Origin of the sequence: Lentimicrobium saccharophilum (assembly GCF_001192835.1) — a bacterium.
Taxonomy (GTDB): Bacteria; Bacteroidota; Bacteroidia; order Bacteroidales; family Lentimicrobiaceae; genus Lentimicrobium; species Lentimicrobium saccharophilum.
Genome location: NZ_DF968182.1, coordinates 1419029 through 1431717, shown reverse-complemented (window position 1 = coordinate 1431717; position 12689 = coordinate 1419029). Strand labels below are relative to the sequence as shown.

General features: G+C 47.4%; 10 protein-coding genes. 3 read left to right on the top strand and 7 right to left on the bottom strand.

Annotation, left to right across the window (positions count from 1 at the left end; translation table 11 throughout):
• The first annotated feature begins 132 nt into the window (after positions 1 to 132).
• Positions 133 to 1206, top strand: a complete 1074-nt coding sequence (gene arsB / locus TBC1_RS05325; RefSeq protein WP_062039531.1) for an ACR3 family arsenite efflux transporter — start codon at positions 133 to 135, stop codon at positions 1204 to 1206.
• 46 nt (positions 1207 to 1252) lie between these two features.
• Positions 1253 to 1681, top strand: a complete 429-nt coding sequence (locus TBC1_RS05320; protein WP_062039530.1) for a rhodanese-like domain-containing protein — start codon at positions 1253 to 1255, stop codon at positions 1679 to 1681.
• A gap of 223 nt (positions 1682 to 1904) precedes the next feature.
• Here TBC1_RS05320 and TBC1_RS05315 read toward each other — a convergent pair whose 3' ends face one another.
• From TBC1_RS05315 to gcvT, 4 genes are all read right to left on the bottom strand, one after another.
• Positions 1905 to 3104, bottom strand: coding sequence for a porin (locus TBC1_RS05315; protein WP_062039528.1), 1200 nt, complete (start codon positions 3102 to 3104; stop codon positions 1905 to 1907).
• 267 nt (positions 3105 to 3371) lie between these two features.
• Entirely contained in the window at positions 3372 to 5429 is a 2058-nt protein-coding gene (locus TBC1_RS05310) for a dipeptidyl-peptidase 3 family protein (RefSeq protein WP_062042793.1), read from the bottom strand.
• A gap of 22 nt (positions 5430 to 5451) precedes the next feature.
• Entirely contained in the window at positions 5452 to 6213 is a 762-nt protein-coding gene (locus TBC1_RS05305) for a 2-phosphosulfolactate phosphatase (RefSeq protein WP_062039526.1), read from the bottom strand.
• A 37-nt stretch (positions 6214 to 6250) separates the two neighbouring features.
• Positions 6251 to 7339, bottom strand: a complete 1089-nt coding sequence (gcvT, locus tag TBC1_RS05300) for a glycine cleavage system aminomethyltransferase GcvT (RefSeq protein ID WP_062039523.1) — start codon at positions 7337 to 7339, stop codon at positions 6251 to 6253.
• Positions 7340 to 7761: 422 nt separating this feature from the next.
• On the opposite strand from gcvT, the gene rho reads away from it, so the two are divergent.
• Positions 7762 to 9642, top strand: coding sequence for a transcription termination factor Rho (gene rho / locus TBC1_RS05295; RefSeq protein ID WP_062039520.1), 1881 nt, complete (start codon positions 7762 to 7764; stop codon positions 9640 to 9642).
• 196 nt (positions 9643 to 9838) lie between these two features.
• On the opposite strand, the gene TBC1_RS05290 is transcribed toward rho, so the two are convergent.
• From TBC1_RS05290 to TBC1_RS05280, 3 genes are read right to left on the bottom strand one after another with little or no spacing between them, the layout of a single operon-like run.
• Complete coding sequence (locus TBC1_RS05290; RefSeq protein ID WP_062039517.1) at positions 9839 to 10888, bottom strand: cytochrome c3 family protein; 1050 nt, start codon at positions 10886 to 10888, stop codon at positions 9839 to 9841.
• Positions 10889 to 10939: 51 nt separating this feature from the next.
• Entirely contained in the window at positions 10940 to 11626 is a 687-nt protein-coding gene (locus tag TBC1_RS05285) for a cytochrome b/b6 domain-containing protein (RefSeq protein WP_062039514.1), read from the bottom strand.
• Positions 11616 to 12608 carry a cytochrome c3 family protein gene (locus TBC1_RS05280; RefSeq protein WP_062039512.1) on the bottom strand — a complete coding sequence of 331 codons (993 nt, stop codon included), beginning with the start codon at positions 12606 to 12608 and terminating at the stop codon, positions 11616 to 11618. Before TBC1_RS05280 ends, TBC1_RS05285 begins: the two co-directional genes overlap by 11 nt.
• Positions 12609 to 12689 lie beyond the last annotated feature (81 nt).

Sequence of the window (12689 nt, the reverse complement as noted above, 5' to 3'; positions counted from 1 at the left end):
CTGAGCGTTTTCCGGGTTTTAGAGGCACAACTGAATATAATTTCTGTAAAAAATTAAGCGTTCAAAAAGCACCTTTTTTTTAAACCAGTTCATCAGCTAATCAGCTAATCTCCTAATCAACAAATCTAAACAATGCCTTCAACACCACAACTCAAATTCTTAGACAGGTATCTTACCCTGTGGATTTTTCTCGCCATGTTTCTTGGCGTTTTTTCAGGATATTTCTTTCCGTCCATTGCTACATTCTGGGACTCGCTGAAAGCCTCTCCTGAGAGTACAACCAATATTCCCATTGCCATCGGGCTGATACTTATGATGTATCCGCCACTGGCCAAGGTGAAGTACGAGGAGCTTGGCGACGTGTTCCGCAATGTAAAAGTGTTGACTTTATCACTGATTCAAAACTGGATTATCGGGCCGGTGCTGATGTTTCTGCTTGCAGTGGTCCTTTTTAAACTGTTCCCCGGCGAAAACAATGCCAACCTGCCCTATGTATATGGCATTATCCTGATCGGACTGGCGCGTTGCATTGCCATGGTCATTGTATGGAACGACCTGGCTAAGGGAGATACCCAGTATGCGGCGGGACTTGTGGCATTTAATTCCATTTTTCAGGTGTTGTTTTTCTCGGTATATGCCTGGTTCTTTATAGCGGTGTTGCCCGGCTGGTTCGGCATTCCTGTCAGTGATGCCGTTGAAAGCATCACCATTGGACAGATTGCCGAAAGCGTTTTTATTTATCTGGGTATCCCGTTTATCGCCGGGTTTCTTACACGGTTTATCCTGATCCGCTTAAAGAATAAAGAGTGGTATCACCGGGTTTTTATTCCGAAGATAAGCCCCCTCACCCTGATTGCCCTGCTGTTTACCATAGTGGTAATGTTTTCGCTCAAAGGCGAATACATAGTTAAAATCCCGTTTGATGTAGTGCTGATTGCCGTTCCTTTGCTGGTTTACTTTGTGGTGATGTTCTTTGTTTCATTTTTCATGAGCAGGAAAGTCGGGGCTAATTATGAGCAGTCAGCTACCCTGTCGTTTACCGCAGCCAGCAATAACTTTGAGTTGGCGATTGCGGTGGCCATCGCGGTATTCGGTATTAACTCCGGAGAGGCATTCGCGGCGGTAATCGGCCCGCTGGTTGAAGTGCCGGTGATGATCGCGCTGGTGGGTGCAGCGCTCCGGTTTAAAAGAAAAATGCGATGGTGATATCTTAAGATGAATATATGTAACTTTGCCGTTTAAAATTTCAATTATGTCCGAAATACTCAAACTTCAGCCGGCCGAGGCTTACCAGAAGATGTCCGAAGGCGCTGTTTTTATTGATATCATTGACGAAGAGGGATTCAGTGTGGTGGCTTACGATGGGGTGGAATCCACCCAGGTAACCCTGCTTCAATTGCTTGAGAAGCTGCAGTGGATGGAGAGAGAGCCTTACTATATCGCCGGAGGATTTGATGAAGCCACTGGCTTCAAGGCTGCAAATCTTCTGCACCATCAGGGATTTGAAAATGTAGGCTACATTGCCGGCGGTGTGCAGGCCTGGTTTCAGGATGGTTTTCCGGTAAAGTATAACGTCAACGGTGGTTGTGGCACCGGCGATTGTAGCAGCGGGAGTTGCGGAACCGGTTTTGATGAGGAAGACGGCATGGGTGGTTGCGGCGGTTGCTCCTGCGGTCACTGAGTCCAGGCCTTCCCCGGCATTTTTCACGGGCCTGCAAAATCAGGCTGAAATTCCTGATTCTGAATCCTGATAATCAGATACCCGGAGGCTATCCTGCTTCACATCGTTTCTTTTCGCATTTCAGGTGATTATTACCTGGTTGGATCCGGCAGGAAAATATAATTTCCTCACCAATAAAAGCATTCCGGTTTTCCTTGGAGGTCAGATTCCCTGCCGCTTTCTGTCAGATACCCAGCTCCACCTGGAAGACCAGCAACAGGTTGTTTTTGTCCGCAGTCATGTTAAGGTGTGACTGTTGGTTGCGGTACCCAACGAACCCCTGGAATTTCGTCAGGTGCTTTCGTACGTATTTATTGACCCCCAGAATATAGTAACTGTCCCGTCTGGCAATATCGCGGATTTCATGATCCGGATTAACCACTGAATAGCGGGCAGCGATTTCCCAGTAATTGGGAAAACAATAGCTTAGTTGTGTATTGATTCCATGTCCGGCGACTACATGAACCGACATAGATGAATCGGCGGGATTATAGGTAAATGCGGAGTTATCCGTCTTTCTGCTGATGAATTCCGAATAGAGTGCCCACCCCTGGTATTTCATGATGATATCCGCGAAAAGGGATTGCAGGTTCCTGTTCTCATAGAGGTCGCTTCCTGTGGTCCCGCGGGTACGTCTGGCCTTCTGATTCAGGGCATAGCCGGCTGCTAATCCGATTTTTGGGGTATTTTCAAATTCCAGGTCTCCTTCCGAGAAATCGCCATCCTTTTTAAAGCGGCCAAGGGGAAGTAATTCTATTCTTCCGGTATACATCAGGCCATTGTCGGTTCTCAGCTGATTCCTGCCGTCACCGGTTGACACTGCACCTTTCAGGTTGTAATGTATGCCTCCCAGTTTGTCGCTGTAATAGGCGAACAGCCCAAAGTCACGATCGAGGGTAAAATTGGCATTTACATTTGAACGGTCAAAAAACTGTTGCTGCCCGCTCGAAATTATCCGTTGCCGGTTTCCCGGAAGCTTTCCCTGCCCGAAACCCAGGTAGAATTTCGGATTGAAATGATAATAAACCATAGCGTCACGTACAAGGTTCGGTACATGGGTGTTGTCCCAGTCCTGATCGCCCCTCGAAAAGGAAAGCTGAAGGTAGTAAGTCAGTTTCGGCCCGAGGATGTATCCGTCGAAACGCAACCTTAGCCGGCTGACCCTGGCTTCAATATCCTCAAGTTTCAGGTCTTCATTAAAGTTCATCGCTACCCGGTTCTGCATCCTTAACCGCAGATTAACTCCGAAAGTGCTGTCAGGGGCGTTGAATCCCAATCCTTTGCGGAATGAGATCATGGCACGTTCATCCACTTCGGTCTGCGCGACAAGGCATGAAAAACTGAGAAGTGATAATGCGGCAAGGAATAAAAGTCGTTTTATCATTATTGTGGAGTTGGAAAACCTGGCAAAAATACATAATGCGGGGCATTATACACGGGATGATTCTGAAGGTTTGATAATTCCTATGAAAAGCCTTGATGAATTGTCCTAAAACCGGATGATGGCAACTGTATTGTCAGTTTGCCCGGTCTTCCGGCAGGCCTGTTCCGGCATTTCTAAGCAATCTGCAATCAGATAAAAAATGACCCGGCAAGTCGGGGTGGGCTTGCCGGGTCACTGTATCTTCCGATGCGGTAAGATGCTGCCTGCTTAATTGTAGGTAGGCAGAAAAGAATGGTTTTTTGAATAATCCATCATCTGTTCGGTATAATCTTCGGGGTACTCCACCTTCACATCTATGATTTTTCCGTCTTTGGTAACCGGCACAAAAACCGGATTGATAAAGCCGCCGTATGGTGCTAGATTTAGTTTAGCGAATCGTCCGAGAATTTCGCTGTGCAGTTGCTGGTCAACCTGCACGGCATATTTTTCAATCAGTTCACGGCCGGCAGCATAATCTCCTTCCGATTTGATTCTTTGAATTTCGGCAAGCATTCTTCCGAAAGTCTCTCTGAGCGCCTGATAATCATTTACTTTCACGTAAGTTTTACCGTCGCGTTCAAATTTCTCAATTACATTTTTGTCCTTACCAAGGTCATAGCTCCAGGCGGCTATCAGTTGGCGGCAACGCATATGTGCCTGTTCAATGGTCTTTCCGGGCTCTATGCGGGTAAGCTGGGTAAGCATGCCGTTGCGGATGTAGCTGTTGTATTCGGCTTTGTAAACGCCTTCATTGTCGTATAGCCCAAGTTCCATCAGTTTGGGATCGGCAATGTAATAAAGTGCGAAAAGGTCGGCGCGGGCTTCTTCAAGGGGAGAACCGTAGTTTTTCAGTTCATCGCCGCGGGTGCCGGGCAGCAACTGACCCGAACCATGGCCAAGGCACTCGTGCAGATCGGTATGCAGATTTGAGGCGAGGCTGCCGTAATTTTTTGAAAGTTCAATTTCTTCGGCTGAAGCTGCAAATTCCTCAATCATTCCGTTGCCGATGGCAGCCTGATCATAAGCATAGGTTATGTTTTCAATGGTCACCGATTTCGAGCCGTGTTCCTTCCTGATCCAGTCGGCATTCGGCAAATTGATGCCAATGGGGGTGGAGGGATAGCAGTCGCCGCCCAGTTGCGCAGCGGTGATTACTTTGGCTGAAACACCCTTTACTTCGGCTTTTTTGAATCTCGGCTCCACCGGAGAGTGATCTTCAAACCATTGCGCATTGGCGCTGATGGTCTCAGCCCGCTGTGTGGCTTTTACGTCTTTGAAATTTACCACACTTTCCCAGGTGGCTTTCAGGCCCATAGGGTCGCCGTAATTTTCGATAAATCCGTTTACAAAATCAATATGCGAATCCAGATTCTTTACCCACAGCACATTATATTCGTCCCAGATGCCAAGGTCGCCGGTTTCGTAATATTTCACCAGCGATTCGATTACCGCCCGCTGGTGTTCATTTTCTGCAACTTCAGCGGCTTTTTCAAGCCAGTAAACGATCTGCTGAATGGCCTCGCTGTACAGGCCGCCCATTTTGTAAACCTCTTCGGTAATTACGCCGTTTTTCTTTACCAGTTTGCTGTTCAGGCCGAACGAAACCAGGGTGTCGGCCCCGTTTTTCACTGCATTGTTTTTCAGCCCTGCATAATAAGCCTCGGCCTCCTTTTCGGTAACGCCCTCGTAAAAATTACAGGCTGAATTCAGCAGCAGGTCTTTGCCGGCTTCCTGACTCACGGCTTTGGGAGCGATGGACGGATCGAAGATTACCGGGACGATTTCGGCAATGAAGTTTTCCATATCCTGCCCTTCACGCAGGGGGAACCTGCCCTGGGAAGTTTCACGGATCAGCGATGTGAAATATTCAGGGCTGACTTCCGGAAAAAATTTGTCTTTGGAGTAATGGTGATGGATGCCGTTGCTGAACCATACCCGTTTGGTATAAACCATAAAATTCCTGAAATCGTCGCTTTCGCGATCGCCGGGGTAGTGCTCCACAATGTTTTCGAGGGTACGCCGGATGGCCAGGTTGTATTTGTAGTTCTGATCAAACAAAATGTCGCGGCCGGCAATGGCTGCCTGGCTGAGATAATAAACCAGTTCTTTCTGTTTGGGTGTGAGTTCATCAAATCCGGGAACCTGGTAACGCATGATTTTCAGGTCGGCGAATTGTTCCAGCAGGAATCTGAAATCCTGCTGTGGGGTCTCCTCTTTGGGGCCCTGGTTACAGGCCGCTAAAACAAGGCTCATGGCAATGGTGGTTAGTAAAACAAGCTTTTTCATAAACAGGGTTTTGTTGAAATGGTTAATTCCGTTCATTGATATTTTTAATAATACCTCCGGTGTAAACCGGGATTACATCGGATATTCCGGTTCTCACTGTATAGTCGGGGAGTGGATCGACACCCAGTCCGATCAGTCTCCGGTAGTGACTGGTACTGGTAAGGGCCTCTTTAAGATTGTCTTTGTGCAGATTCCAGAGATTAATTGCAAGGCCTGCTTCATCTCCGTTTAAAGTCCATGTCCCCAAATTCAGGAGCATCCCGGTCAGCGCACCGGCGCAGAGTGCATCTTCGGCGCTGAACAGATTTTTCCATCCCGAGCAAAGGATGACCACATTTTCGTTGCGGGTGTAAAGCCAATCCGAAATTGCCGGCAGGTTGGCAAATGCGGCGGCGGCTACCGGTCCGTTTCCGGCAGCCATGGTCATTGCCCCGGTGCCGTTGGTGGTGGAGTAAACCAGTGTTTTACCCCGGACTGCATCGGTGTTGAAGTCAGCGGCTGAGTTTCCGAAATCAGCAAAAGGCAGCTGTAAACCGTCGCGTTCTGCGGCAACAGGATATCCCTGTTTACTGAGATTTTCTGCTTCGCTCAGCGATGCGACCGGAATTACTGCGGAAACACCATTTTCGAATGCAGCGATCAGCGATGTGGTAAACCGCAGGATGTCAATCACCACGGTGATATGCTTTCCGCTCATGTTTCTGTGCGGGTAAAGTGCAGGGCTTAAGCTTACTTCCAGGTTTCTGACCATGGTTGCAGGTGATTGAATGAAAAAGACCCGCATACCGGAAAGGTTTGCGGGTCTTTCAGGTTTGTTTCAGTTAACCTTTATAGAAGGGCAGCTTCACTACTTTAGCTTTCAGTGACTTATCGCGGATACTGATAAAAATTTCAGTATCGGCTTTGGCAAATGCCGCAGGCACATAACCCATTCCAATGGCTACTTTGAGCGATGGAGCCTGAGTGCCTGAGGTAACCTCACCGATGGTATTGCCTTCAGCATCCAGAATGGGATAGTGCTGACGGGGAATTCCCTTGTCAATCATCTCAAATCCGGCCAGTTTGCGGGTAACGCCTTCAGTTTTCTGTTTCAGCAGGGCGGCTTTGTTAATGAAATCCTTTTCGTCGGTGAATTTTGTGATCCATCCAAGCCCGGCTTCAATAGGGGAGGTGGTATCGTTGATGTCGTTGCCGTAGAGGCAGAATCCCATTTCGAGGCGGAGGGTATCGCGGGCGCCGAGGCCGATGGGTTTAATACCGAATTCAGCACCTGCCGCGAAAACTGCTTCCCAGATTTTCGGAGCATCTTCATTGGCAAAGTAGATTTCGCAACCACCCGCACCGGTGTATCCGGTAGTGGAGAGGATCACGTCTTTAATTCCGGCAAAAGTTACCTTTTTAAAGGTATAATACTCCATGTCAAGAATAGGTGTATCGGTGAGCTTCTGCATGGCTTTCAGTGCGAGAGGTCCCTGAATTGCCAGCTGCGAGATTTCACCGGAAGCATTGTAAAGGGTAGCTCCCATTTTATTCTGGCTGTTGCACCAGGCCCAGTCCTTGTCGATATTGGCGGCGTTAACAACCAGTAAATAGGTTTCGGCATTTATGCGGTAAACAAGCAGGTCATCCACAATTCCGCCTTTGTCGTTCGGGAAACAGCTGTATTGTACCTTTCCGTCGCTGAGTTTTGAGGCATCGTTTGAAGTAACCCACTGCACAAATTCAAGGGCTTTGGGGCCTTTTACCCAAAACTCGCCCATGTGCGACACATCAAAAACACCAACGCCTTTTCTTACTGTTTCGTGTTCCGCATTCAGTCCTTCGTACTGAACGGGCATATAAAAACCGGCAAACGGAACCATTTTGGCCCCCATTGCCTCATGAAAACTGGTAAATGCAGTGTGTTTCATATTTTTATTATATTGAAATTTTTGTGCAAACCTACTGGATATTTTTGAGATTATTCAAAGAAGCAGGATAAATTTATTCTAAGCGTTTAAACTTCTTTTATTGATTTTATGCGTGCTGGTGAGAAAAACCGGGCAAATTTTATATACGGGTAAAGTCGGGCATAAAGAAGATAAGGAGACCGGGAAACAGGCTGGCCGGTATTGGTCAGTTGATTTCATTCTAAAAATTTTCGGAAAGATGCTGAAGTGAATAAATTAGTTTATATTTGCATCTTCAAAAACAATTCAATCCCGCTCTCATTTATTCTCTCATTACTTCTTTAGGTTAGGCAGGGTAGTCGGATCATTCCGGGGCGCGGTTTCGCTTATTAATCTTTAATCTTCCGGTCAAATTCACGATCACAACACAATCATTTTTATTTATGTACGATATTATTGAGCTTAACAGCAAATCTATTGATGAGCTGAAAGTTATTGCCGGGAATCTGAATGTTCCCCGCTTTAATTCATTAAGTAAGCAGGATCTGGTTTATCAGATACTTGATTTTCAGGCGCTGAATCCTTCAAAAGAGATGCTTGAGAAGGAAAAGGAAGCACGTGAGAACAAACACAAACGGCAACGCATCCCCAACGAACGCTTTGTCAAAGGTAAGCCGCAGCCTCAGAAGCCGCAACAGGCGCCTGTTGCCTCCTCTGATCCGTCAGTGACAGCCCCCCAGACACCATCAGAAACTCCTGAGGCAACTACCGTTAAAGGTTCTTCTGTCGCCCAGCCCGGACCCCGTAAACCGGATCAGCAGCCTGCCAGGAACGAGGATACCGGAAAGCGTAAGCGCGGGAGACCCAAGCGTCAGGCTGATGCACCCAAAGACAAGCCGGTTCAGGTTTCAGAATCGAAATCTGATCACATCGACGAAGAAGCACTGTTGCTGAGTAATGCTCCCATAATTGAAGAGGAAGAACCTGAAACAACATTTACTCCTGAGGTCACTGAGGTTGAGGCTCCGTTGCCGGTGGCCGAAAGCACCGTTGAAGAACGGGTGATACTGCCTCCTCCGCCACCTCCCGTTGAGAGGATGCCCGATGTTGAACCTGCACGGCCAAACGGAGACCGTTACGGACGTGATTTTAATCCGCGCCAGCAGCGTTTCCCGGAACGCAGGCGCGAGGAATATGTATGGGAATTCGACGGTTTTATCTCCTCAGACGGTGTGCTCGAAATTATGCCCGACGGCTATGGCTTTCTGCGCTCTTCTGACTACAACTATCTGAACTCACCCGACGATGTTTACGTTTCGCAATCACAGATCAAGTTGTTCGGATTGAAAACCGGCGACACCGTGAGGGGAACCATACGGCCGCCCAAAGACGGGGAGAAATACTTCCCGCTTATTAAAGTTGAGCTGATCAACGGCCGTACCCCGGATGAAGTGCGCGACAGAATTCCTTTTGATTACCTGACCCCGCTCTTCCCTGAAAAGAAATTCAAGATCACCGGTCATCCGGGCGCAAGTCTGTCGGTGAGGGTGATCGATCTTTTTGCACCCATTGGCAAAGGTCAGCGCGGACTGATCGTGGCGCAGCCCAAAACCGGTAAAACGGTGCTGCTCAAAGAAATTGCCAACGCCATTGCCGCCAACCATCCCGAGGCATACCTGATCGTACTGCTGATTGATGAGCGTCCGGAGGAAGTTACCGACATGGCCCGCAGTGTGAATGCCGAGGTGATCGCTTCAACCTTTGATGAGCCGGCCGACCGTCATGTGAAGATTGCCAATATTGTGCTTGAGAAAGCCAAACGGATGACCGAATGTGGTCACGATGTGGTGATACTACTTGATTCTATCACCAGATTGGCCAGGGCTTATAATACGGTCTCTCCCGCATCGGGTAAGGTACTATCCGGAGGTGTGGAAGCCAACGCGCTGCAAAAACCCAAACGTTTCTTTGGTGCTGCACGTCAGATCGAAAACGGTGGTTCCCTCACCATCATTGCTACTGCCCTTATCGATACCGGATCCAAAATGGATGAAGTGATCTTTGAGGAATTCAAAGGCACCGGTAATATGGAGCTTCAGCTCGACCGCAAACTTTCTAACAAACGCATCTACCCTGCCATCGACATCGTAGCTTCAAGCACCCGTCGAGAGGACCTGCTGCTTGATAAGGAAACGTTGCAACGCATCTGGATCCTCCGCAACCACCTGGCCGACATGAATCCGCTGGAAGCCATGGAATTCCTGAAGGATAAAATGAAATACACCCAAACCAATGAAGAATTCCTTATTTCGATGAATGGGTAAGACAGATTAAGATGAACATGGAAGGCCCCGGGAAACCAGGGTCTTTTTTTTTTGATTTAAAGGCTTTTTCTGATGTCCGCAGACAGAAGCATTGATCTTGCTGGTCAAACAATATATTACTAATACCCGCACGCAAGCAAAAAAAATCCCGCCATGCAAAGGCACAGCGGGATTTTACTGAAAATCTTAATTCCTGTTAAACGCTTGATTTGGCTAAAGCAGCGAGTGAATTTACAAGCAAAGCTTTGGTGTAGCGGTAATTATGGGCACCATAGCTATGGTCGTAATGAACCAGTTTAAGGTTCAGTATAATTCCCAGCTGATCCTGTGTGAGTGTAGCCGGAACCGCTACATATCCTTCTGCATCCAGAAGGCCCTGATCTTTGAGCGCAGTTTCAAGCTCCAGTTCAAGGGCGGCTATTTCAGCCCTGTTTTCGTCAAACATGGATTTAACCACTGCTGCATCCGTATGGCAGCCTGAAACGGTACAACCGGTAAGCAGTTTGGATGTTTCGTTATAGGTGATATTCATCTGATGCCCTCCGGCCTGTAAACCTACCGGGTTTCCATCCATATGGCAGGTTACGCAGCCATTGGTTACTGCCAGCGTATGTGGTGAATTTGAATAAGGCATCGGGCCATCAATTTCATAGCCGCCTTTGCCGATAAACATGTTGGCCTGGGGGCCGTAATGCGGACCATATCTTTTATTGGTGACGGATACTGGATCACCGCCTGCCACAGGGTATGGAGTTACTGTGCGTCCCTGATGACAATTGGCGCAAACATTGGATGTGCCATAATTATATTCGGCGGAAGGTCCACCCATTACCATAGCAATGGCTCCGCTGCCCCTGAGCGCATAATCAGCAGGTGTGTATGTTTCATGGATTTTATGGCAGGTACGGCAGTTGATGATTGCCGGTGACGCTACGGCTGCGATCATACCACTATCTACCATGAGCCTGAAGCCCTGACTGGTATGGCATTGTGCACAACCCTCAATGCTCCGGTCTACATTGGCTCCGCTACCGTGGGCTGAATTGGCAAACTGATGGACTTTGGTCAAAAGGTCATCAGAAAAATCATGGCATGTAACGCATGAAGCATCTGCATTCAGCCCGTCTTCGCCATCCTTCCCCGGAGGCCCCTCGGGCCCTGTCTTAGTACAGCTGCTGAACGAGACAAAACACAGCACCAAAAATGCACTGGTCGCTAAGGTGAGTAAGGAAATTTGTCGTTTCATTTTCTTCAGTTTTAGTGTTTGTTTTTCGTTTGTTTGTGTGATTGTGTGTAACTAATTTGATTTTCCTAAGTTTTCAGAAGATGATTTTTCCGCGTTTTCAGCAGAATCTTTTTCCTCATCTTCATGGATTTCATGATATCCCGTGATCATACTCTTCAGGTTACTGGAGACAGAATGCCCGACTGTAATAAAATAGAGATGTATTATAAGAAAAACGGAGATCAGAAATCCTGCAGCCACATGCAACAGGCTGGTGAGCATAATACCACTGTAACCGAAAACATTCAGAATAATTGTTTCCGGATACAACAATGCCCAGCCTGTGACAAAGGTTACCGGGGTTATGGCATGTTGTATCACATTGTAAGTAATCTGCTGGATGGGGTTGAACTTTCGCTCGGCGTTCACAGGGAAAGGATGCGGTTCGCCCCTGAATATGCCGAAAAGATAGTATCTGGCCTGCTGGTAAAATGCTTTAAAAAACCCCTGCTTCATTACATAATGCCGGCCAATGGAAGTAAATAAAACACCCAGGAAAAAGTAGAAATATGAAAGGGTGAGCAAAATCCCGGAGATGTTATGCACACTGACAGCAATATCAAATCTGATAAGCGGATAATCCGGGTTGGAATACTGCATGCTGACCCCTGTGAGGATAAGCGCAAGCATCAGAACGGCATTTACATGATGCCATATCCTGAGCCACAATGGGTAGAGGTATATTTTTTTAGTTGCCATGTTTCCTGTGCCTGTGTATGTACCTTAATGTTGCGTGTATTGCAATTCCGATCAGCACCATGATGAAAATCACGACACTGGCAATATTCAGGTAATAATTCCTGTTAGCTCCTATTACATAGGCTTCGTTCATGATCAAGCCGTTGTAAAAGCCGAGTTTATTCCTTTTTTCTGCAGCCTGGTGTTTGTAGAGGGAACCCATCAGGATGGAATTCGTTGAATGGCATTCCACGCAGTTCTTCACTGATTCCGATGCCGGAAGTACCAGATGGGCTACCATAATGCTATCGTTATTCGAGGCATGGCAATCAATGCACCTGACTTTCCTGAAGTGCAGACTTTGATTCGGGAGCCAGTCATGACTTTTGATCAGGTCGGGCAACTCTTTCTCAATCAGCACTGCATAATTGTTGATATCGCCGTGGCAATGAAGACAGGCAGAATTATTACGCGCTACCCGGTTGATCAGTTGACCGGGCTCTTTGTCGGAAAGACGGTATGTATGGGGATTATGACAACTCCAGCAACTGAATTCATTTCCGAGTTCTGTAGCATGAATACTTTTAAGATATTCTTCCTCAATGGTTTCGAAATTGAATGATGCATAGGTTTCGTCACCGCCATGGCAATCCATGCAGGTATAATTAACTTCAAACTTGGTGCTCACCGGGTGAGGGTGTATGTGATAGTCGATGGAATGGCAATCGGTACATTTAAAAGCACCATGGGTGGCTTTGCTGTACTCAACGGGGTCAATCTGAAGCTCTGAGTGCATCTTCATGGTCACTGTTTCCCCGGTAAGGGTGTCGGTAAGTTCGTACCTGTGTGAACCATGACAAACAAGGCATTGCTTGCTCTCCTCATCAATCGTGACTGCTGGTTTTTCTGAACCAAAGGAAAGAAATATAGCAAAGAGCAGCGGAATAAATCCTGTTGTAAGTGCTACCCATCCGGCCGGCCTTTTTCGTAACCAGTGTTTCATAAATTAAAGTCTTTATACCCAAGCCTGAATTTTCCAGTGATTTTATCTTATACCAAACAGAGCCCGGGATGCTGAACATCC

Coding starts and splice junctions, on each gene's coding strand:
- arsB (WP_062039531.1), top strand. CDS start 133: ATGCCTTCAACACCACAACTCAAATTCTTAGACAGGTATCTTACCCTG.
- TBC1_RS05320 (WP_062039530.1), top strand. CDS start 1,253: ATGTCCGAAATACTCAAACTTCAGCCGGCCGAGGCTTACCAGAAGATG.
- TBC1_RS05315 (WP_062039528.1), bottom strand. CDS start 3,104: ATGATAAAACGACTTTTATTCCTTGCCGCATTATCACTTCTCAGTTTT.
- TBC1_RS05310 (WP_062042793.1), bottom strand. CDS start 5,429: ATGAAAAAGCTTGTTTTACTAACCACCATTGCCATGAGCCTTGTTTTA.
- TBC1_RS05305 (WP_062039526.1), bottom strand. CDS start 6,213: ATGCGGGTCTTTTTCATTCAATCACCTGCAACCATGGTCAGAAACCTG.
- gcvT (WP_062039523.1), bottom strand. CDS start 7,339: ATGAAACACACTGCATTTACCAGTTTTCATGAGGCAATGGGGGCCAAA.
- rho (WP_062039520.1), top strand. CDS start 7,762: ATGTACGATATTATTGAGCTTAACAGCAAATCTATTGATGAGCTGAAA.
- TBC1_RS05290 (WP_062039517.1), bottom strand. CDS start 10,888: ATGAAACGACAAATTTCCTTACTCACCTTAGCGACCAGTGCATTTTTG.
- TBC1_RS05285 (WP_062039514.1), bottom strand. CDS start 11,626: ATGGCAACTAAAAAAATATACCTCTACCCATTGTGGCTCAGGATATGG.
- TBC1_RS05280 (WP_062039512.1), bottom strand. CDS start 12,608: ATGAAACACTGGTTACGAAAAAGGCCGGCCGGATGGGTAGCACTTACA.